This window comes from Xanthomonas sp. DAR 34887 (genome assembly GCF_041245805.1).
GTDB classification, from domain to species: Bacteria; Pseudomonadota; Gammaproteobacteria; order Xanthomonadales; family Xanthomonadaceae; genus Xanthomonas_A; species Xanthomonas_A tesorieronis.
The window spans coordinates 3,080,682-3,100,865 of the sequence record NZ_CP162490.1 but is presented as its reverse complement, the minus strand read 5'-3'; the positions used below and the strand labels follow the sequence as shown (position 1 = coordinate 3,100,865).

Here is a 20,184-nt window from a genome sequence, read left to right as displayed (position 1 = left end):
GCGACGCATCGCGCTGCCTGCCTTGCCCGCTCGCTACTGACCCACTCAGAACTTGTAGTTCAGCGACAGCGAGGTGTTGCGCGGCGCGCCGTAGTAGCCCTGCGCCCAGTACAGACTGTTGATGTACTTGCGGTCGGTGACGTTGTAGACGTTGAGGGTGGCGCTGAGTTGCGGGGTGAAGTCGTAGTGCGCCATCAGCCCGAGCAGCGCATAGCTGTCCTGACGGGTGAAGATCTCGTTGCCGCTGGTGTCCAGCGCTTGCTGGTCGCGGTAGATATCGCCCTGCCAGGTCAGCGTCGCGCCCAGTTTCAGCGCATCCCACTGCGGGACGGTGTAGGTGGTGGCGAGCTTGAAGGTGCGGCGCGGCACGTAGGTGCGCACGTTGCGGCCGGCGTCGTCCTTGAGGCTCAGCTGGGTGTAGCCGGCGTTGAGCTGCCAGTGGTCGCCGAGCCGGCCGGCGAGGTCGAACTCGTAGCCGGTGGAGGTCGCGTCCACCGGCTTGTAGGTCTGCAGCGTGCCGACGTAGGTGTCGGCTTCGGCGGTGTTGTCCTGCTTGGCGCGGAACAGCGCGAACGAGGCGTTGACCCGCTGCTGCAGCCACTGGCCCTTGATGCCCAGTTCGGCGTTGCTGCCGGTGATCGGGTCCAGCACCTGCAGGTTGCGGTCCAGCTCGGTCTGCGGATTGAAGATCTCCGCATAGCTGGCGTACAGCGCGTAGTTCGGATCGAAGGTGTAGACCGCGCCGACGAACGGGGTGGTCTTGCTGTCGTCGTAGACGTGCTGCACGCCGTAGTTCTGGCCGCGGCTCTCGATCCGGGTGTGGTTGACGCCGGTGATCAGCTTCAGCGCGTCGCTCAGGTTCCAGCGCGCGGTGGCGTAGGCGCTGCGGCGGATCATGTCGAACTCGGCGCCGGTCGGCGCGGTGGTGAACGCCGGCAAGGCGATGTCGCCGGTCCAGTTTTCCAGGCTGGGCAGCGCGAACCAGGCGCTGGTGTCGCTGGAATCCGGGTAGGTGGAGACCTGCGAGACGTCGATGCCGCCCCACTTCACGCCCGCCACCAGTTCGTGCTCGCGTCCGCCCAGGACGAACGGGCCGCTGGCATAGAGGTCGGCGTACTTCTGCGTTTCGTGGCTGACGTAACGCGAGGGATAGGAGTACAGCCCCAGCCCGGTGGCGCGGTCCGGCGTGCCGTAGGCGTAGAACAGGTTGCCGTCCGAATCCAGCTTGCGGTAGTTCAACGCGGCTTTGAGCTGCCAGCCGCCACCCAGCGCCTGCTGCAGTTCCACGAACGCGCGCTTGTCGGTGCTGTTCCAGTACGACCAGTCGGCCGAGGTGCTGGTCGAGCGCGCGTAGTCGGTGGCGCTGCCGTCGCTGTAGTACAGCGGCAATGCGCCCCACATGCCGCCGTGCGGTTCGTTCTTCTGGTAGCTGGCGCCGACGCTGAGCAAGGTGCTGTCGCCCAGATCGGCCTCGACGATGCCGTAGACGCTGCGCTTCTTCAGCGCGTAGCGGTCCAGGTAGCTGTCGCCGTCCTGGCCGGCGGCGACGATGCGTCCGCGCACGCTGCCGCTGCGGTCGAGCTTGCCGGACAGGTCGGCGTCCACGCGCCGCGTGTCCCAGCTGCCGGCGGTGACGCCGACGCTGCCCTGCAGATCCTGTGTCGGGCGCTTGCGCACGAAGTTGACCGTCGCCGACGGGTTGCCGGTCGAGGACAGCAGGCCGTTGGCGCCGCGCAGCACCTCCACGCGCTCGTACATCGCCGTGTCCAGATCGCCTTCGGCGCCGCCGTTGGTGAACGGCAGGCCCAGCCCGTCGACCTGGAAGTTGGTGATGTCGAAGCCGCGCGCGGTGTAGTAGGTACGGTCGGTCTCGATCTTCTCCACGTTGACGCCGGTGGCCAGCGCCAGCACCGCGTTGGCGTTGTCCAGGCCGAAATCGTCCATCTGCTCGCGGCTGATGGTGCTCACCGACTGCGGCGTCTGCAGCGGACTCAGCACCAGGCCGGTGCCGGCCGCGCTGGCCGGCGCGGTGTAGCCGTCGGCGCGCTGCGCGACGACGTCGAGCTTGTCCAGCAGCTTCGGCGCGCTGGCGGCATCGGTCGCCGCATCGGCGCCCGCTGCCGCTTCCACGGCGGCGCTGGCCGCCAGCGGCGCGAGCAGGGCGGCCAGGGCCAGGCACAGCGCCTGGCGGCGAACAGGGATGCGGGTTGGCCGGACAGCGGACCACGGGGACGGGACAGGAAGGTTCATCGGTGGGGTCTATAGAATGGGGGAGGCGAGAGGCCACGGGCGCAGCGCCGAGCCGCACAGCGCTGTGCAGCAAAGCAATCGGCAATGGCCGGTGCTGGCCCATGGCGAATACGAACTATTCTCAATAAATGGCAGGGAAAGATCAATTCATGTTCGAATTTCGTGAATTCCGCGGTTCAGCTACCGCCACCGGAGCCGGCGACGCATGAGCGCCGCGCACGCCATTCCGCAGTCGTTCGTGGTCGCCATTCCGGCGCGCTACGCCGCCTCGCGCCTGCCCGGCAAGCCGCTGCGCATGCTCGGCGGCGAGCCGCTGGTGCGACATGTGGCGCGCCGTGCGCTCGGCGCCGGCGCGCAGCAGGTCTGGGTGGCCGCGGACGATCCGCGCATCGCCGCAGCGGTGGCCGACCTGGACGGCGTGCACGTCGCCCTGACCTCGGCGGCGCATGCCTCCGGCACCGATCGCCTGGCCGAATGCGCCGACATCGCCGGCTGGGACGACGCCACCCTGGTGGTCAATCTGCAGGGCGATGAACCATTCGCGCCCGCCGCTGGCATCGTGGCCGTGGCGCAGGCGCTGGCCGACAGCGGCGCGGAGATGGCCACGCTGGGCACGCCGGTCGAGTCGGCCGAGAGCCTGTTCGACCCGAACGTGGTCAAGCTGGTGCGCAGCGCGCGCGGCGATGCGCTGTACTTCAGCCGCGCGCCGATCCCGTGGCACCGCGACGCGTTCGCCGCCTCGCGCGAACGGCTGCCGCCGGGGCCGTGGCTGCGTCATATCGGCATCTACGCCTACCGCGCCGGCTTCCTGCGCCGTTTCGCGGCGATGCCGCCGGGCGGGCTGGAGCAAGTGGAGGCACTGGAACAACTGCGGGTGCTGGAGGCGGGCTTCCGCATAGCGGTGGCGCTGTCGCCGGCGCCGTTCCCGCCCGGGGTGGACACGCCCGAGGACCTGGCCCGCGCCGAGGCCCATCTGCAGGCCCTGGCATGAAGTTGCTGCTGGTCTGCCTTGGCAATATCTGCCGCTCGCCGATGGCCGAAGGCGCGTTGCGCCACCATCTGGAGCGCTCGCCGCTGGCCGGCCAGGTGCAGGTGGATTCGGCCGGGACCGGCGACTGGCACAGCGGCGAGCCGCCGGACCGGCGCGCCATCGCCTGCGCCCGCGGCCATGGCGTGGACATCGCCGGACTACGCGCGCGGCAACTGCGCGCGGCCGACTTCACCGCGTTCGACTGGATCCTGTGCGCCGACGCGGCCAACCTGCGCGACGTGCGCCAGCGCGCGCCGGCCGCCGCGCTGCCACGGGTGGCGCTGTGGTTGCCGTGGGCGGGCCTGGACGGGCGCCGCGAGATTCCCGACCCGTACACCGGCGGCAGCGACCACTTCGAGGAGGTCTGGCGCCTGGTAGACGAAGCCGCTGCCGGCAGCGTGGCGCGACTGTCCGCCGACGGCGGCTCCGGCATAATCGGCCGATGAACTCGATCGCCGCCCTGGAACTGCCGCAGCCCGGCACCTGGCTCAACGCCGCGCCGACCACGCTGCGCGAGCAGCAGGGCCGCGCACTGGTGCTGGCCTTCGTCAACGCCGCGTCGGTGTGGTGCGCGCAGCGCCTGGCCGAACTCAGCCAGTGGCAGGCGCGCAATCCGGGGCGCCTGCAGCTGATCGTGGTGCAGGTGCCGCGCTTCGACAGCGAGCGCGAGCCGCAGCGGGCGCTGAAGCTGCTGCGCAGCCAGGGCGTGTCGGCGCCGATCCTGCTCGATGCCGACTGGGCCGCCTGGCAGCGTTTCGACGTGCAGGCGTGGCCGACCCTGGTGTTGATCGACGCCGGCGGTTACGAGCGCGAGCGCCTGGTCGGGATCGGCGGCGCCGATCTGGAAAAGGCGCTCAACGCGCTGTGCGCCGGCCAATCGCTGCCGCTGGACGAGGAGCTGCGCGATGCGCGCGAGACCCAGCCGGAGCCGCGCCTGCCGCTGCGCTTCCCGGTCGGCCTGGCGGTCGCCGACGAGCGCCTGTACATCGCCGACAGCGGCCACCATCGCATCCTCGAATGCACCACCGGCGGTCGCGTGCTGCGCCAGTTCGGGCTGGGCACCGCCGATTTCATCGACGGCGGCATCGGCGAGGCGGCGTTCCACCGTCCGCGCGGACTGGCGCTGGAGCGCGGCGTGCTGTACGTCGCCGACACCGGCAACCATGCGTTGCGCCGGATCAACCTGCTCAGCGGCCACGTCGATACCCTGTGCGGCAACGGCCGCGCCGGCGAGCCGATCGAAGGGCCGGTGCAGCATGCGCAGCAGGCGCCGCTGAACCACCCGCAGGACGTGGTGGTGGCCGACAACCAGGTGCACATCGCGATGGCCGGCGACAACCGCATCTGGAGTTACGAACTGGGCAACCGCACCTTGCGTTGGCGCGCCGGTGCCGGCGCGCTGGAATTGCGCGACGGCAGCGGCCACCTGGCTGCGTTCGCGCAGCCGTGCAGCCTGGCCGCGGTGCAGCAGGCGCTTTACGTGTGCGATGCGCTGGGCTCGGCGGTGCGCTCGCTGCAGTTGCGCGGCGACCTGGTGCAGACCCTGCTCGGCGGCCAGGGCCCATGGGATTTCGGCAACGAGGACGGGCCGCGCAGCCGCGCGCGATTGCAGTTCCCGCAGGCGATCGCGTTGAGTCCGGACGCGCCGCTGCTGTGGATCGCCGACAGCGGCAACGGCAGCCTGCGCAGCCTGCGCCTGGGCGGCGGCGAACTGTCGACCGCGGCCCTGCCGCGGCGCCTGCACGGTCCGGCCGGGCTGGCGGTGAGCGCCGGCGCGGTGTGGATCGCCGAGACCGATGCGCATTCCGTGTTGCGCTACGACCTCGCCAGCGGCGAACTGAGCGACGTGCCGATCAGCGAATGACCGCATCTGCATTGCCCCCGTTCGACGGCAAGGCCTTCGCCGCCAACCTCAGCACCGCGCCCGGCGTCTACCGCATGTATGCGGCCGACGACACCTTGCTCTACGTCGGCAAGGCCGGCGCGCTGCGCAAGCGCGTGTCCAGCTATTTCAGCGCATCGCCGAAGAATGCGCGGACCATGGCGATGCTGGCCCAGGTCGCGCGCATGGACGTGACCGTGACCCGCAGCGAAGGCGAGGCGCTGCTGCTGGAAAACCAGCTGATCAAGTCGCTGGCGCCGCGGTACAACGTCTCGTTGCGCGACGACAAGAGCTATCCCTACGTGCTGCTGACCCGCGAGGAATGGCCGCGCATCGCGCTGCACCGCGGCCCGCGCGCGCTGCCCGGGCGCTACTTCGGTCCGTATCCGGGCGTCACCGCGGTGCGCGAGACGCTGAACCTGATGCACAAGCTGTTCAAGCTGCGCAGCTGCGAGGACAGCGTGTTCCGCAACCGCTCGCGGCCGTGCCTGCAGTACCAGATCGGCCGCTGCAGCGCGCCGTGTGTGGCGTTGGTGGCGGCCGACGACTACGCCGAATCGGTGCGCCGCGCGACGATGTTCCTGGACGGGCGCAGCGACCAGCTCGGCGAGGAACTGGTGCAGGCGATGCAGGCCGCCAGCGAGCAGCTGGAATTCGAACGCGCCGCGCGCCTGCGCGATCTGCTCGGCTCGCTGCGCAGCATGCAGAGCCGGCAGTACGTGGACGGCCGCGCCGCCGACCTGGACGTGCTCGCCTGCGCGATGCAGGGCGCCAACGCCTGCGTGCTGCTGCTGGCGTTCCGCGACGGGCGCAATCTCGGCACGCGCGCGTTCTTCCCCAAGACCAACGGCGAGGACAGCGCCGCCGAGGTGCTGGGTGCATTCGTCTCGCAGTACTACGCCGAACAGCCGCCGCCGCGCGAGGTGCTGCTGGACCGCGAGATCGACGACGCGGAGATGATCGAAGCGGCGTTGAGTTCGGCCGCCGAGCGCAAGGTGCAGTTGCGCTGGAACGTGCGCGGCGAGCGCGCCGGCTACCTGGAACTGGCCAGCCGCAACGCGCAGGCCACGCTGGCCACCGAACTGACCAGCCGCAACGCGCAGCATGCGCGCAGCGAGGCCTTGCGCGAGATGCTGGGGCTGGCCGAGCCGGTCCGGCGCGCGGAGTGTTTCGACATCAGCCACACCATGGGCGAGGCCACCGTGGCCTCGTGCGTGGTGTTCGACGCCAGCGGCCCGGTGCGCAGCCAGTACCGGCGCTACAACATCAGCGGCATCGAGCCGGGCGACGACTACGCGGCGATGCGCCAGGCGATCGAGCGCCGCTTCCGCCGCGCCGCGGAAGGCGAGGGCAAGGGCGATGCGGTGCTGCCCGACGTGCTGCTGATCGACGGCGGCGCGGGCCAGCTGGCGCAGGCCAACGCCGCGCTCGCCGACCTGGGCGTGGACGGCATCCTGGTGATCGGCGTGGCCAAGGGCGCCGAGCGCCGCGCCGGCCACGAGACGCTGGTGATGCCGGACGGACGCGAACTGCGCCCCGGCGCGGCCTCGCCGGCGCTGCAGTTCATTCAGCAGGTGCGTGACGAGGCGCACCGTTTCGCGATCACCGGCCACCGTGGGCGGCGCCAGAAAGCGCGCATGACCAGCAAGCTGGAGGACATTCCCGGCATCGGTCCGCGCCGTCGCGCCAGCCTGTTGAAGCATTTCGGCGGGCTGGCCGGACTCAAGGCCGCCGGCGAAGCGGAGATCGCGCGCGTGGAAGGCATCAACGACGCGCTCGCTGCACGAATCTACGCTAACCTGCACGGGCTGCCGGTGCCCGATCCGGCAGGCGAGTAGAGCAGCGCAATGAAGTTGACCATCCCCACCTGGCTGACGCTGCTGCGGATCGTGATGATTCCGGTGCTGGTGCTGGTCTTCTATCTTCCCTATACGTGGACGAACTTCGCCTCGGCGGCGATCTTCGGCCTGGCCGCGTTCACCGACTGGCTGGACGGCTGGGTGGCGCGGCGCTATCACCAGTATTCGGCGTTCGGCGCGTTCCTCGATCCGGTGGCCGACAAGCTGATGGTGGCGGTGGCGCTGTTCCTGATCGTGCAGGGCCATCCGACGCCGTGGATGGCGTTCTGGGCGGCGGTGATCGTCGGCCGCGAGATCGCGGTGTCGGCGCTGCGCGAGTGGATGGCCGAGATCGGCCAGCGCGCCAAGGTGCGGGTGGCGATGATCGGCAAGATCAAGACCACCGCGCAAATGGTGGCGCTGCTGTGTTTGCTGTATTCGGTGATGCCCGACGGCTCGCCGCCGGAGAGCGTGTGGATGGGATTGTTCATCTTCCACATCGGCGACTGGACGCTGGCGATCGCGGCGATCCTGACCCTGCTGTCCGGCATCCAGTACCTGCACGCGGCCTGGCCGAGCCTGCGCGCCGACGAGCGCGCCGCGGTCGCCGACAAGAACGCGAAAAAAATCGAAGGCAACGGTTGACAGCCTGCCGGTTCCCGGTAGAATTCGCGGCCTCAAGCGGGAATAGCTCAGTTGGTAGAGCGCAACCTTGCCAAGGTTGAGGTCGCGAGTTCGAGTCTCGTTTCCCGCTCCAACGCTTGATCGATGCACACGCATCGCATCCTGGATCCCGCAGTGCTTTCCACCTGCGGCGTCTCTGGCGAGATTCCACCACCTCATCCGCACGCACATGTTTTAGTCGCTTCCCGCGGGTTGCGGTAGGTCCCGTATGCCGACTGGCCGCACGATCTGCGGCGCTGCGTGGCAGGTTCGCAAGACCGCCCTTGCGCATGCAGCTATCCTGCTTCCGGCGCAGGTATCCGTGCGCCGCGTTTCTTTCTGGCGCATGCGCCATTCTTCAAGGGGATCCGGATGTTCTCGACGCGTCTTTCCGCCGCGCTGCCGGTGGGGTGTTTTCTCGCATGCATGGCGTTCGCCATGCAGGCATCGGCCAAGGAGACGCTGCAGTGTCCGCAGACCCTGCGCGTCTCCGGCGCCGTGCTGCAAAGTCCCGATCTGCCGGAAGGGGCCGAGATCGCCTTCGACAGCGCGCTGCCGTTGCCGTTTTTCGCGCTCGGACTGTTCTCGGGCCATCCGCGTGAGCTGGCCTCGCTGGTGCCGGACAGCAACAGCGAGGAGCCGGCATCCCACATCGCGCAGTCCGTCTGGAGATTCGAGCGCCCGGATCCGTACGGCAGCTACGCGGTCTGCTAGTACGGCGCTGCCGGCAAGGTGCAGGTCTACAAGCGCATCAGCGACGCGGCGCGCTCCTGCACGGCCACCGTGCGCAACGAGGGTGCCAAGCGCGTCGTGGTGGCGGCTGGCTTCGAATGCGAATGACGGGGCCGGCCGCGTCGCTCGGTTGCGCGGCGTCGTCCGGCCCTGCGGCCGGCGCGGCGCCGGCGAACGTGGCCTGGCGGTGCCGCTGCAATTGCCGGGCGGCGAACGCTGCAGGCGGTCGGAGCGGGCGACTGGCGGCGACTGACGCCGGCGGCAGCGGCCTGCACGGTCGTCGCCGGACGACTGGGATGCCTGTTCCGAAGCCGCGCACTGTCGACGGCGCGCGCGGCGATCTGCGCTAGCTTCGGTGCGGGGCGACGCATCGCGCGCGGGGCGGCAGCGGAACAGGGATTCGGCCGCCGCAGCGGCCAAGCATGGCAACAGGCAGGTGCGACACCGAGGCGGTCGCGGCGCCGCCCGCATGCGCGGACGCCGTGCGCCCCAGCTGCACTTACGCACTCCCACCCGCTACCCGCAGGAGCAGCCATGAACTTCGAGATCGCGACCTGGTACGACACGTGGAACGGCACCGGCGCCGACAACCTCGCGCAAGGCAAGGTGCCGCTGGGCTATGCCAGCCGCTACAACCTGGCCTTCGGCGAATTCGTCCAGACCGGCAACGGCTATACGCTCGACCTCAACGCGCAGTACGCGGCGCAGAACCTCGCCCAGATCAAGGCGCAGGCGCCGACCGCGCTGATCTATGCCGGGCTTGGCGACACCGGCCTGGCGGCGACGGTGGCGGACAACCGCGACAACGCCAATCGCTCCACCGCCAACATCGTGGCCTACCTGCAGCAGCAAGGGCTCAACGGCATCAGCATCGATTCCGAAAGCGACGGCATGTCCTCGGTGGTGGAGTTGCTGTCGCAGCTCAGCCCGAGTTTCAGGGCGGCCGGACTCGGCATCGCGGTGTCGGTGCCGTGGCCCGCAGGCGGCCCTGTCGCGCTCTACGGCGAGGGCGCGGTGGACGCGTTCAACCAATACGTGGATGCCGCCGAGTTGCAGGACTATTCGTCCTCCGGCACGCCGCAGGATGCGCAGGTGTGGATCCAGGCCGGGGTGCGCGCCGACATCCTGATGGGCGGGGTGGCGACCGAGAACGGCAACGTGCAAACCTCGCTCGACGACACCGCCGCCTGGACCAGCTACGCGCTGCAGAACGGCTTGCGCGGCATGTTCAGCTGGCGGCTCGACAACGACCACGGGCAGGACGGCCAGGAAGAGGACGTCGATCCGACCTTCACCGGCGCCAAGACGATCTACGACACCGTCTACGCGCAGCGCGGTGCCACGGGCCCGGTGCGTTAGCGCGATTCGGCGCGGCTGCACAAGGCGCTGGCGCTCTGCCGTCTCGCATGGTTCCTGTTCCGCCATTGCTGACGTTGCGCACGGGCAGGGACTCGACGAAGCAACGCGGCGATGCCGGCTGCCGTATCCGTACCCGGTGTTCGCGCTGGACTTGGGCAAGCCGGGGGCGCCGCCGAGCGGAAGTACGCGCCGCCGCGATTGCCGGCCGCGCAGGGCGTGGCCTGTTGCGACGATGGTCGACCGCGGCGACATGTACCGGCGCGGCAAGCCGAGCTTCGCGGCGCGAAACGCACACGCATCACAGCGCCGGCGGCCGGGCCACCATCAGGTAGAAGATCGCCAGAAAGCTGATCAATGCCGGCACGCCCAGCGCGGTCCAGTAGCCGAGGTGGCGCGCGTAGTCCAGCGGCAGTTCGCGCCCGTCCGCCGCGGCGGACGCGGCGATGTCGCGCAGGCGCATCTGCAGCCACACCACCGGCAGCCAGCACAGCGCGGCGATCACGAACAGCACGATCGACCAGTACAGCCAGGCGCTGTGCAGCGAATAGCCCATCCTGTGCGCCAGGTACAGGCCGCTGAGCGGCTGGAACACGATGGTGGTGGCGGTGAACAGCCAGTCGGCGATCACCACATGGCGCGCCACCACCGCCACCACGCGCGCATCGCGGGTGCGACTGACGAAAAACAGGTAGAAGGCGGTGCCGACGCCGGTGCCGAACAGGAAGGTGGACGACAGCACGTGCAGGTATTTAACGACGATCAGGTCCATGCTGCGGCTCCAGTGCGCGGGCCAGCGCGATCGCGGCCAGCAGTGGCAGATTCTTCAGGATCGGCCCGTAGGGATGCAGCCAGTATTCGGGCAGGAACACGCTGATCAGCACGGTGTAGGCGCCGATCAACAGCAATTGCGCGGCATACGTGTGGCGCCGCCAGCGCGGCAGGTACAGCAGCGCCAGGCCCAGCGCCGCATCCAGCGCCGCCGCGGCATACAGCGCGAACATGGCAAGGCCGCCATGCAGGCCGGTGCGCGCCAGCAGGGCGAGGCTGTCGGCGACGGGGTAGGCGAACGCCGACACGTAGCCGGTGACGATCCACATCAGCGCGATCGACCAGCGCAGCGCCGGCAGCAACCATTGCAGCAGCGCCGCCTGGCGCAGGCGGGTACGGTTGCCGGCGTGGACGAAGTGCTCCGGCGCGCGCGGCAGGCGCCCCAGCGCGGTCTGCATGTCCTGCGGCGACGCGGTGGAGCCGGCCTGCAGCATGTCCAGCGCGTCCGGCGCCAGCCAGCCGCTGCGCGAACCCAGTACGCGCCCGGCCAGGCGCAGTGGCGCCAACGGAATCGGCAGCCAGCCGCCCGGCGCGCCGATGCCCTGCTTGAGCAGGCCCAGGTAGCGGCGCAGGGTCAGCGCGCCCGGGCCGACCGCGCGCAGCCGCGGCGGCGGCGCGGGCTGCGCCAGCAGGTTGGCGATCGCCTCGCACAAGTCGTCCAGGTGCAGCGGTTGGATGGATTGCGTGCCGGCGCCAGGCAACGGCGTCAGCGGCAGCACCGCGAGCGCCGCGAACCACTGGCTGCTGGCGCCGTCGGGCGCAAACACCAGCGATGGCTGCACGATGCTGGAGCGGATCGGCAACGCCGCCAGCGCCGCGTCGGCGCGGCCTTTCGAGGCCAAGTACGGCGCGGTGCTGGAGGGATGCGCGCCCAGCGCGGAGATCTGCACCACATGGCGCACGCCGGCGTCGCAAGCGGCCCGGAACAGCTGCAGCGGGCCCTTCACGTGAACTGCATCGTAAGTCTGGCCTGCTTGCTGGCGAAAGATGCCGACCGCGTTGATCACCACGTCCACGCCGCGCAGGTAGTCGGACCACGGTGGCGGCGCGGCCGCACCGAAATCCGCCCGTACGATCCGGGCAGCGGGCCAGCGTTGCTGCGCGGCCCGCGCGTCGCGAACCGCGAGGACAAGCTCATGCCCCTGATGCGCCAGCCTGTCGACCAACGCACCGCCGATCAGGCCGCTGGCCCCGGTCAGCAGGATGCGCACGGCCCCTCCGCGCCGCGGTGCTGGTGGCCGCGCTGCAAGCGGATCCTGCTGGCCGGCTCAACGGCGAGCATCGTTTCCACCGTGGTCGTCGCGGCGCTGGCGCGGCGCCGTACCGGCGCGCTCAGCAGCGGGGCCAATGCGACCAGCCATTGGCTGTGGGGCGAACGCGCCAAGCGCCGTCACACGCCGAGCGCGCGCTACACCGCGGTCGGCTACGCGATCCACCATGCCAGTTCGTTGCTGTGGGCCGGCGTGTTCGATCGCGCCACCCGCGCCACTCACGCGCCGGCGCGCATCGCCGCCACCGCCGCCGCCGTCGCCAGCGCGGCCTATGCGGTGGACTACCACGTGGTGCCGCGCCGGCTCACGCCCGGGTTCGACCGGCACCTGTCGGCATCGGGCATGGTCGCGACCTATGCCGCCTTCGCGGTCGGACTGGCGGCGGCGCACTGGCTGTTGCATGGCAAAGGCCGCAGCGCGCCGCGGCGCTGAGCGCGCGGGGCTCATGCGTTCTGTGGCCACGGGAACGGCGCCAGCGCTTCGCTGGCTGGTCCATTGAGCACCGCGCCGCTGTCGGCGGCGAAACGCGAGCCATGGCAGGGGCAATCCCACGACTTCTCCTGCGGGCTCCAGCGCACCGCGCAGCCCATGTGCGGGCAGCGTGCATTGAACGCATGCAACGCGCCTTCGCCGTTGCGATAGACCGCCACCCGGTGCACGCCGCGGCGCAGCACCGCGCCTTCGCCGCGTGCCAGTTCGTCCACGCCCGACGCCTGGCCGGGCGCGATCCAGTCGCGGTATTGCACGGCGACGTTGGCGTTCTCGCGCAGCCACTCGCTGCCGCCGCGCAGCGGCTTGCGGCGCGGGTCGTAGAGCGCGTGCCATGAGTTGTCGCGGCCTTCCAGCAGATCGGAGAGCAGTAGCCCGGCGATCACGCCGTGGGTGACGCCGTTGCCGGAATCGCCGGTGACGACGAACACGTTGTCCTCGCCGCCCGGATCGGCACCGATGTAGGCCAGCCCATCGCTCGGTTCCAGCACCTGCCCGGACCAGCCATGGGTATAGCGGGTGACGCCGGGCAGCAGCGTGTCGGCCCAATGCTGCAGACGCACGTAGGCCTGCGGATCGTCGCTCTGGCCGGTCTTGTGGTCCTCGCCGCCGATGATGGCGAGCATGCCGCCGTGTTCGCGGTCCTCGGTCAGGCGCACGTAGTGGTAGGGATCGCCGTCGTCCCAGATCAGCGCATCGGGCAGGGCACCGTCGGCGATCGGTCCGGCGACGACGTAGCTGCGGTACGGCGCCTGCTTGGTGTGGATGGCCACGCGCTCGTGGAACGGCACGTTGCTGGCGATCACCGCGGCGTTGGCGTGCAGCACCTGTCCGGTGGCCAGGGTAACGCGCGCTTGCGCGCCACCGTCCACGGCGGTCGCCTCGCCCAGGCAGAAGCGCACGCCCTGCGCTAGCGCGGCGTCGGCCAGCGCGTCCAGGAAGCGGCCCATGTCGATGCGCGCCTGGTCGTCGAAACGCAATGCGGCGCCGAGTTGCGGCAGTCCAGGGATGCCGCCGTCCAGAAACGCCACGCCCAGGCCTGCGGCGGCTGCGGCGTCGGCTTCCTTGCGCAGGCGGTCGGGGTTGCCGTCGTGCGCGAACAGGTAGCCGGGCACGCGGCGGAAGCCGCAGCGTTCGGGCGTGGCGGCGACGAAATCCTCGATCCAGTCGATCGCCTCGGCGTGGCTGGCGGCGGCCATGCGCGCGCCGTGTTCGCCGTGCAATTCGGCCAGCGCGTAATAGCGATCGTCCAGCGCCGACGCGAGATGCGCGGTGGTGCGCAGCGATTCGCCTTGGCCGATGCCGCCACGGTCGATCACCAGCACCTGGCGCCCGCGCTGCGCGCACAGCAATGCGGTGGTCAAGCCGGCCACGCCGGCGCCGATGACGATCACGTCCTGGGCCGCGGTCGGCGGCCGTGCGAAGCGTGCGGTGGGGTCGCTGCCGAGCGACCAGACGGGCAGGGTGCGTGCGCTGGACATGCGGAAATTCCTAGGCCAATTGCCGATCCACGATACGCAGCGGAAGTGAGTTCCGCGTCAGCGCCGGGTCATGCGCGTGGCAATGCACACACGGCGTTCCCGACCGCTGGACGCAGGCGACACGAGCGCGGCATTTGCTTGAAATGTCCTTCACATCGGCGGGACTAATGTCGGCCGCGATCGGTTTCCCGGGACTCGAAATGCGCGCTTGGTTGCATTGTCGCTGGATGGCGTTGGTGGTGGCGGCACTCTTCAGTGCGACGCTCCACGCGCAGGGTGACGGCGACTGGCCGATGCCGTCGCTGGACTACGCCAATACCCGCTTCAGCCCCTTGCAATCGATCAGCACCGGCAACGTGGCGCAATTGCGGGTCGAGTTCACCTTCTCCACCGGGATCAACCGCGGTCAGGAAGCGGCGCCCATCGTGGTCGGCGACACCATGTACGTGGTCACGCCGTACCCGAACGTGGTGTTCGCACTGGACCTGAGCAAGCCCGGCGCGCCGCTGAAATGGAAGTACCAGCCGCCGCAGTTGCCGGCGGCGCAGGGCGTGGCCTGCTGCGACGTGGTCAATCGCGGCGGCGTGTACTGGCGCGGCAAGCTGATCTTCAACACGCTCGACGGACGCACGCTGGCGCTGGACGCGGCGTCCGGCGCGCTGCTGTGGGAGCGCAAGCTCGCCGACATCAACCTCGGCGAGACCCTGACCATGGCCCCGCTGGTGGTCAAGGACAAGGTGCTGGTCGGCAATTCCGGCGGCGAATTCGGCGTGCGCGGTTGGCTGGCGGCGCTGGACGCGCAGACCGGCAAGCTGCTGTGGAGGGCGTACAGCACCGGACCCGACAGCGACGTGCTGATCGGCCCCGGGTTCCGCCCGCACTATGCCAGCGATCGCGGCAAGGACCTGGGCGTGCGCAGCTGGCCCAGCGACGCCTGGCGGCTCGGCGGCGGCACCGTGTGGGGCTGGATTTCCTACGATCCGGAACTGGACCTGATCTTCTATGGCACCGGCAACCCTGGTCCATGGAATGCCGAACAGCGGCCAGGCGACAACAAGTGGACCGCCGGCGTGTTCGCGCGCGATCCCGACGACGGCCAGGCGCGCTGGTTCTACCAATTCAGCCCGCACGACCTGTTCGACTACGACGCGATCAACGAGAGCCTGCTGCTGGAGCTGTCCATCGCCGGCAAGCCGCGCAAGGTGCTGGTGCGGCCGGAACGCAACGGCTTCGTCTACGTGCTGGACCGCGCCAGCGGCGAGGTGTTGTCGGCCGACGCGTTCGGCCCGGTCACCGCGATCGACCGCATCGACCTGCGCAGTGGCCGCCCGCACTACGTGGCCGACCGGCAGCCGCGCAACGGCAAGGCGGTGCGGCAGGTGTGCCCGGCTTCGACCGGGATGAAGGACTGGAACCCCTCGGCATTTTCGCCGCGTACCGGCCTGGTCTACATCCCGCACAACAACCTGTGCATGGACTGGCTGGCCAGCGAGGTCAACTACATCGCCGGCACGCCGTACCTGGGCGCCGAGTCGCGCATGTACGCCGGACCTGGCGGCAACCGCGGCGCGTTCACCGCGTGGGATCCGCAGGCGCGGCGAATCGCCTGGCAGGTCAAGGAGGACCTGCCGGTGTGGAGCGGCGCACTGGCCACGGCCGGCGACCTGGTGTTCTACGGCACCATGGACGGCTGGTTCAAGGCGGTGGACGCGCGCAGCGGCAAGACCCTGTGGCAGTTCAAGACCGACTCGGGAATCATCGGCCAGCCGGTCAGCTACCGCGGCCCGGACGGGCGCCAGTACGTGGCGGTGCTGTCGGGTGTCGGCGGCTGGGCCGGGGCCATCGTGGTCAACAACCTCGACCCGCGCGATGCCACTGCCGGCGGCGGCTGGGCCAGCGCGGTGGGCGACCTGAAGCAGCGCAGCAATGCCGGGGGCACGCTGTATGTGTTCGCGTTGCCTCGCTAGCGTGGTGCTGGCGGCACTGCTCGCCGGCGCGAGCGGTTGCGAGCGCGAGCGGCGCGAGTATCACAGCACTCCGGCCGGCAGCAACCCGCAGCCGGCGCTGACCAGTTTCCAGCCCGGCGGTGCGCCGCTTGCGCCGGCGCCGACCGCGCTCGGCCGCCATTACCAGGACAACGCCTTCCATATCGGCCAGGGCGGCCGGCTGTTCCGCAGCTACAACTGCAACGGCTGCCATGGCGCCGGCGGCGGCGCGATCGGTCCGGCGTTGATGGATGCGCAGTGGCGCTACGGCGGCAGTATCGAGCAGATCCACGCCAGCATCGTCGATGGCCGCCCGAACGGCATGCCGGCGTGGCGCGGTAAGCTGACCGACGAGCAGGCCTGGCAACTGGCCGCCTATGTCAGCGCGCTGGCCGGCAACGTCTCCAAGGCCGCAGCGCCGAGCCGGCGCGATGCGCTGAGCGCGACGCCGCCGCTGACCCAACTGCCGGCGCAGCCCACGCAGCCGGGCGACGCCTCCGCGCAGCAACCGCCGCCGCAATGACCGCCCGCGCCGTCCGCCTGCTGCCGCTCGTGGCGTTGCTGGCCGGCTGCGCCGGCAACGGCGTGCAGTCCTCGCTGCAGGCGGCGGCCGACCAGTCGCGCGCGATCGACCAGGTGTGGACGCTGATGCTGTGGGTCTGCAGTGCCATCTACGTAGCGGTGATCGCAGCGTTGGCATGGGCGATCTGGCGCCGGCGCCGCGCCGCGCAACGGGAGGGGCGTACGCACGATCCGCTGCTGGCGCGGGCGCTGGCGGCCTGGGTGGTGCTGGTGGTGGGCCTGCTCAGCTGGTTCGTCGCGGCCAGCTTCCTTGCCGACCGGCGCCTGCACGGTGGCCACGCCGACCTAGAGATCCGCGTCACCGCCAAGCAGTGGTGGTGGCAGGTCGAGTATCTGTCGCCGCAGCCGGATCAGCAGTTCAGCACCGCCAACGAACTGCGCCTGCCGCGCGATCGCACCGCGCACATCGAACTGCGTTCGGGCGACGTGATCCACAGCTTCTGGGTGCCCGCGCTGAGCGGCAAGGAAGACCTGATTCCGGGCTACAGCAACGCGGTATGGATCACTCCGCGCCGGGCCGGGCGCTACCGTGGCCAATGCGCCGAATTCTGCGGCCTGCAGCACGCGCAGATGGCGCTGGACGTGGAAGTGCTGGACGCGGCCGGCTTCGCCGCCTGGCGCGCGCGGCAGCTGGCGCCGGCGCCTGCGCCGCACGCGGGATCCGCGCAGCGCGGCGCCCAGCTGTTCCTGGGCAGCGCGTGCGCGTCCTGCCATGCCGTGCGCGGCACCACCGCCGCGAGCCGGCTCGGCCCGGACCTGACTCATCTGGCCAGCCGCCGCACGCTCGGCGCCGGCGCGCTGCCGATGCGGCGCGAGGCGCTGCGCGACTGGCTGGCCGATCCGCAGCACGCCAAGCCCGGCAACCAGATGCCGCAAGTGCCGCTGGACCCGCGCGACCGCGAGCTGCTGCTCGACTACCTGATGGGGTTGCAATGAACGCCGCCCAGCACGAGCAGTTGCAGCGCAGCTGGGCCGACCGCCCGGGGCTGGTCGGCTGGCTGAGCACGGTCGACCACAAGCGCGTGGCGCGCCGCTACATCGCCACCGCCTTCGTGTTCTTCCTGCTGGCCGGCGTGCTGGCGCTGTTGATGCGTGCGCAACTGGCGTATCCCGAGCTGCGCCTGATCGGTCCGGACCGCTACAACCAGATGTTCTCGCTGCACGGCTCGGCGATGATGTTCCTGTTCGCGGTGCCGATCATGGAAGCGGTGGCGGTGTACGTGGTGCCGCTGATGCTGGGCACGCGCAACATCGCCTTCCCGCGGCTCAACGCCTTCAGCTACTGGGTCTACCTGTTCGGCGGAATCATGATCTTCGCCGCGTTCGTGTTCGACGTCGGCCCGGAAGCGGGCTGGACCGGCTACGTGCCGCTGGCGTCGTCGGATTTCTCGCCGGGCAAGCGCACCGACTTCTGGGCGCAGATGATCACCTTCACCGAAGTCGCCGGGCTGTGCGTGGCGGTGGAACTGGTGGCCACGATCATGACCCAGCGCGCGCCGGGCATGACCCTGGCGCGGATGCCGCTGTTCGTCTGGTCGATGCTGGTGACCAGCCTGATGGTGATCTTCGCGATGCCCTCGGTGATGCTGGCCAGCACCTTCCTGATCACCGACCGTCTGGTCGGCACCCAGTTCTACAACGCCGCCGAGGGCGGCGACCCGCTGCTGTGGCAGCACCTGTTCTGGTTCTTCGGCCACCCGGAGGTCTACATCATCTTCATGCCGGCGCTGGGGATGATCTCCAGCATCGTCGAGACGTTCGCGCGGCGGCCGATCTTCGGTTACACGCCGATGGTGCTGGCGCTGGTGGCGACCGGCTTCCTGGCCTTCGGGCTGTGGGTGCACCACATGTTCGCCGCCGGCCTGCCGCCGCTGGGAAACAGCTTCTACACCGCCGCCAGCATGCTGATCGCGGTGCCCAGCGGCATCCAGATCTTCTGCTGGATCGCGACCCTGGCCACCGGCCGGCCGCGGCTGGCGGTGCCGTTGCTGTTCGTGCTGGGCTTCTTCGCGCTGTTCGTGCTCGGCGGGCTGAGCGGGGTGATGCTGGCCTCGGTGCCGCTGGACCTGCAGGTGCACGATACCTATTTCGTGGTCGCGCACTTCCACTACGTGCTGATCGGCGGCGCCCTGTTCCCGCTGCTGGGCGCGGTGTACTTCTGGTTCCCGAAGATCGCCGGGCGGCTGCTGAGCGAGCGCCTGGGCCGCTGGCAGTTCTGGCTGCTGTTCGCCGGCTTCAACCTGACGTTCTTTCCGATGCACTACCTCGGCCTGCTCGGCATGCCGCGGCGGGTCTACACCTATCCGCGCGGACTGGGCTGGGACGCGTACAACCTGATGTCCAGCATCGGCGCATACGTGATCGCGCTGAGCTTCGTGCTGATGCTGGTCAACATCGCGCGTGCGCTGCGCCGCGGCGAAGCGGCGCCGGACGATCCATGGCAGGCGCCGGACCTGAGCTGGGCCACCGCCAGCCCGCCGCCGGCGTACAACTTCGCCGCGGTGCCGGCCGTGTCCAGCCGGCATCCGCTGTGGGCCGATGCCGCAGGCACGCCGAGCGCGGACCTGCCGGTGCTCAGCGGCGTGCGCAGCGATCGCCGCGAAGTGCTGCTGACCACGCCGGTGGACGCCGTGCCGGCGAACCGCTGGGCGATGCCCGATCCGACCCCATGGCCGCTGTGGTCCGCGCTGGCGCTGACCCTGGTGTTCGTGTGGTCGATCTTCGACCAATGGGGCGTGGTGTGGGGCGCGATTCCGGTGGCGGTGGCGATGACCGCCTGGTTCTGGCCCAAGCGCTCCGAGCCCAGCCTGGGAGGCGATGCGTGAGCCGCGCGCTGCGCCCGATCGGCGATGTCGCGGGGCTGCCGGACTACGCGTTCGGGCCGACCAGCGTCGGTTGGTGGGGCGTCATCGGCTTCGTCCTGATCGAAGGCATGGGCTTCGTGCTCGCGATCGGCGCTTACTACTACCTGCTGCACAACGAGGTGCGCTGGCCGCCTGACGCGTCGCCGCCACCGCTGGGCTGGGCCACCGCCTTCGTGCTGACCGGCCTGTGCAGCGAAGTGCCCAATTACCTGGTCGGGCGCATGGCTAAAGCGCAGCGGCTGCACGCGGTGCGTTGGGGCTTGGTGCTGATGGTGCTGCTCGGCCTGCTGATGCTGGCGCTGCGCGGTTTCGAACTGCATGCGCTGAACGTGCGCTGGGACCGCAACGCCTACGGCTCCATCGTCTGGGCGTTGCTGGTCCTGCACACCTTCCACGCCATCACCGACGTGTTCGACAGCATGGTGCTGGCGGCCCTGAGCTGGTGCAAGCACATGGACGGCCGCCGCTATGCCGACGTTGCCGACAACGCGCTGTACTGGCATTTCATCGTGTGGAGCGGAGCGGGCCTGTACCTGGTCATCTACTGGACGCCGCGATGGCTGTGAACGCGCCACGCCCGCGCAGCCGAATCGCGCCATGGGCCGCGTTGCTGGCGGCCATGGCCGGCGAAGCGCTGCATCACCAGGTGCTGTCGGACCTGCTGCGCTTCCGCTGCGAGTGGGGCTCCGGCCCGCTAGGCGCGGCGCTGGCGCTCGCGGTGCTGGCGTTGATGGCCGCCGGTTGCTGGGTCTCGTGGCGCTCGCTGCCGCACTACGCGGCCGGAGACGATGCCGCCGCCTCGCCGATCGCGTCGAACCGGCGTTTCATCGTGCACCTGGGCTGGATGGTTGCGGCACTGCTGGCGGTGGCGGTGCTGTGGCAGACGCTGGCGACCTGGCTGGTACCGTCGTGTCCGTGAGCGCTGCGTGC

The 20,184-nt window shown here is 70.0% G+C and carries 18 protein-coding genes and 1 tRNA gene; 15 read left to right on the top strand and 4 right to left on the bottom strand.

Features of this window, described 5'->3' with window-relative positions:
* Nucleotides 1-45: 45 nt before the first annotated feature.
* Nucleotides 46-2,250: a TonB-dependent siderophore receptor gene (locus AB3X08_RS13065; RefSeq protein WP_369933057.1), complete on the bottom strand. Its 2,205-nt coding sequence runs from the start codon at nt 2,248-2,250 to the stop codon at nt 46-48.
* 205 nt (nt 2,251-2,455) lie between these two features.
* On the opposite strand from AB3X08_RS13065, the gene kdsB reads away from it, so the two are divergent.
* From kdsB to AB3X08_RS13025, 8 genes are all read left to right on the top strand, one after another.
* On the top strand, nt 2,456-3,241 hold the full coding sequence (gene kdsB, locus AB3X08_RS13060) for a 3-deoxy-manno-octulosonate cytidylyltransferase (RefSeq protein WP_369933055.1): 786 nt from the start codon (nt 2,456-2,458) through the stop codon (nt 3,239-3,241).
* The gene (locus AB3X08_RS13055; protein ID WP_369933053.1) at nt 3,238-3,726 is read left to right on the top strand and encodes a low molecular weight protein-tyrosine-phosphatase; all 489 of its coding nucleotides are present in this window, start codon (nt 3,238-3,240) and stop codon (nt 3,724-3,726) included. Before kdsB ends, AB3X08_RS13055 begins: the two co-directional genes overlap by 4 nt.
* The gene (locus tag AB3X08_RS13050) at nt 3,723-5,144 is read left to right on the top strand and encodes a hypothetical protein (protein WP_369933052.1); all 1,422 of its coding nucleotides are present in this window, start codon (nt 3,723-3,725) and stop codon (nt 5,142-5,144) included. The genes AB3X08_RS13055 and AB3X08_RS13050 overlap by 4 nt, the downstream gene beginning before the upstream one ends.
* Complete coding sequence (gene uvrC / locus AB3X08_RS13045) at nt 5,141-7,000, top strand: excinuclease ABC subunit UvrC (RefSeq protein ID WP_184411001.1); 1,860 nt, start codon at nt 5,141-5,143, stop codon at nt 6,998-7,000. Before AB3X08_RS13050 ends, uvrC begins: the two co-directional genes overlap by 4 nt.
* Before the next feature lie 9 nt (nt 7,001-7,009).
* Complete coding sequence (pgsA, locus tag AB3X08_RS13040; protein ID WP_184411000.1) at nt 7,010-7,645, top strand: CDP-diacylglycerol--glycerol-3-phosphate 3-phosphatidyltransferase; 636 nt, start codon at nt 7,010-7,012, stop codon at nt 7,643-7,645.
* Nucleotides 7,646-7,681: 36 nt separating this feature from the next.
* Nucleotides 7,682-7,757 (top strand) — tRNA-Gly (locus tag AB3X08_RS13035).
* Nucleotides 7,758-7,924: 167 nt separating this feature from the next.
* Nucleotides 7,925-8,377, top strand: a complete 453-nt coding sequence (locus tag AB3X08_RS13030) for an STY0301 family protein (RefSeq protein WP_369933049.1) — start codon at nt 7,925-7,927, stop codon at nt 8,375-8,377.
* Nucleotides 8,378-8,929: 552 nt separating this feature from the next.
* A complete protein-coding gene (locus AB3X08_RS13025; protein ID WP_369933048.1) occupies nt 8,930-9,754 on the top strand; it encodes a glycosyl hydrolase family 18 protein in 825 nt (274 codons plus the stop codon).
* Between the two features lie 298 nt (nt 9,755-10,052).
* Here the strand turns inward: AB3X08_RS13025 and AB3X08_RS13020 are convergent, their stop codons facing one another.
* Together AB3X08_RS13020 and AB3X08_RS13015 are read right to left on the bottom strand one after the other, a co-directional pair.
* Nucleotides 10,053-10,523: a DUF2269 family protein gene (locus AB3X08_RS13020; RefSeq protein WP_369933047.1), complete on the bottom strand. Its 471-nt coding sequence runs from the start codon at nt 10,521-10,523 to the stop codon at nt 10,053-10,055.
* Nucleotides 10,504-11,793: an SDR family oxidoreductase gene (locus tag AB3X08_RS13015; RefSeq protein ID WP_369933046.1), complete on the bottom strand. Its 1,290-nt coding sequence runs from the start codon at nt 11,791-11,793 to the stop codon at nt 10,504-10,506. The genes AB3X08_RS13020 and AB3X08_RS13015 overlap by 20 nt, the downstream gene beginning before the upstream one ends.
* 81 nt (nt 11,794-11,874) lie before the next feature.
* Here AB3X08_RS13015 and AB3X08_RS13010 point away from each other — a divergent pair, with 81 nt between their 5' ends.
* A complete protein-coding gene (locus tag AB3X08_RS13010; RefSeq protein WP_369933044.1) occupies nt 11,875-12,285 on the top strand; it encodes a hypothetical protein in 411 nt (136 codons plus the stop codon).
* An 11-nt stretch (nt 12,286-12,296) separates the two neighbouring features.
* Here the strand turns inward: AB3X08_RS13010 and AB3X08_RS13005 are convergent, their stop codons facing one another.
* The gene (locus AB3X08_RS13005; protein WP_369933042.1) at nt 12,297-13,823 is read right to left on the bottom strand and encodes an FAD-dependent oxidoreductase; all 1,527 of its coding nucleotides are present in this window, start codon (nt 13,821-13,823) and stop codon (nt 12,297-12,299) included.
* A 236-nt stretch (nt 13,824-14,059) separates the two neighbouring features.
* Here AB3X08_RS13005 and AB3X08_RS13000 point away from each other — a divergent pair, with 236 nt between their 5' ends.
* The 6 genes from AB3X08_RS13000 to AB3X08_RS12975 are packed head-to-tail and all read left to right on the top strand — an operon-like array spanning nt 14,060 to nt 20,173.
* Nucleotides 14,060-15,790 (top strand): methanol/ethanol family PQQ-dependent dehydrogenase, encoded by a 1,731-nt coding sequence (locus AB3X08_RS13000; protein ID WP_369933041.1) that lies wholly within the window; start codon nt 14,060-14,062, stop codon nt 15,788-15,790.
* Nucleotides 15,768-16,331 carry a c-type cytochrome gene (locus AB3X08_RS12995; protein ID WP_369933040.1) on the top strand — a complete coding sequence of 188 codons (564 nt, stop codon included), beginning with the start codon at nt 15,768-15,770 and terminating at the stop codon, nt 16,329-16,331. Before AB3X08_RS13000 ends, AB3X08_RS12995 begins: the two co-directional genes overlap by 23 nt.
* Entirely contained in the window at nt 16,328-17,326 is a 999-nt protein-coding gene (gene coxB, locus AB3X08_RS12990) for a cytochrome c oxidase subunit II (RefSeq protein WP_369933039.1), read from the top strand. Before AB3X08_RS12995 ends, coxB begins: the two co-directional genes overlap by 4 nt.
* Nucleotides 17,323-19,215 carry a cytochrome c oxidase subunit I gene (gene ctaD, locus AB3X08_RS12985; RefSeq protein ID WP_369933037.1) on the top strand — a complete coding sequence of 631 codons (1,893 nt, stop codon included), beginning with the start codon at nt 17,323-17,325 and terminating at the stop codon, nt 19,213-19,215. The genes coxB and ctaD overlap by 4 nt, the downstream gene beginning before the upstream one ends.
* Nucleotides 19,212-19,820: a hypothetical protein gene (locus AB3X08_RS12980; protein WP_369933036.1), complete on the top strand. Its 609-nt coding sequence runs from the start codon at nt 19,212-19,214 to the stop codon at nt 19,818-19,820. Before ctaD ends, AB3X08_RS12980 begins: the two co-directional genes overlap by 4 nt.
* Complete coding sequence (locus tag AB3X08_RS12975) at nt 19,811-20,173, top strand: hypothetical protein (protein ID WP_369933035.1); 363 nt, start codon at nt 19,811-19,813, stop codon at nt 20,171-20,173. Before AB3X08_RS12980 ends, AB3X08_RS12975 begins: the two co-directional genes overlap by 10 nt.
* Nucleotides 20,174-20,184: the final 11 nt, after the last annotated feature.

Coding starts and splice junctions, on each gene's coding strand:
- AB3X08_RS13065 (WP_369933057.1), bottom strand. CDS start 2,250: ATGAACCTTCCTGTCCCGTCCCCGTGGTCCGCTGTCCGGCCAACCCGC.
- kdsB (WP_369933055.1), top strand. CDS start 2,456: ATGAGCGCCGCGCACGCCATTCCGCAGTCGTTCGTGGTCGCCATTCCG.
- AB3X08_RS13055 (WP_369933053.1), top strand. CDS start 3,238: ATGAAGTTGCTGCTGGTCTGCCTTGGCAATATCTGCCGCTCGCCGATG.
- AB3X08_RS13050 (WP_369933052.1), top strand. CDS start 3,723: ATGAACTCGATCGCCGCCCTGGAACTGCCGCAGCCCGGCACCTGGCTC.
- uvrC (WP_184411001.1), top strand. CDS start 5,141: ATGACCGCATCTGCATTGCCCCCGTTCGACGGCAAGGCCTTCGCCGCC.
- pgsA (WP_184411000.1), top strand. CDS start 7,010: ATGAAGTTGACCATCCCCACCTGGCTGACGCTGCTGCGGATCGTGATG.
- AB3X08_RS13025 (WP_369933048.1), top strand. CDS start 8,930: ATGAACTTCGAGATCGCGACCTGGTACGACACGTGGAACGGCACCGGC.
- AB3X08_RS13020 (WP_369933047.1), bottom strand. CDS start 10,523: ATGGACCTGATCGTCGTTAAATACCTGCACGTGCTGTCGTCCACCTTC.
- AB3X08_RS13005 (WP_369933042.1), bottom strand. CDS start 13,823: ATGTCCAGCGCACGCACCCTGCCCGTCTGGTCGCTCGGCAGCGACCCC.
- AB3X08_RS12995 (WP_369933040.1), top strand. CDS start 15,768: ATGTGTTCGCGTTGCCTCGCTAGCGTGGTGCTGGCGGCACTGCTCGCC.
- coxB (WP_369933039.1), top strand. CDS start 16,328: ATGACCGCCCGCGCCGTCCGCCTGCTGCCGCTCGTGGCGTTGCTGGCC.
- ctaD (WP_369933037.1), top strand. CDS start 17,323: ATGAACGCCGCCCAGCACGAGCAGTTGCAGCGCAGCTGGGCCGACCGC.
- AB3X08_RS12975 (WP_369933035.1), top strand. CDS start 19,811: ATGGCTGTGAACGCGCCACGCCCGCGCAGCCGAATCGCGCCATGGGCC.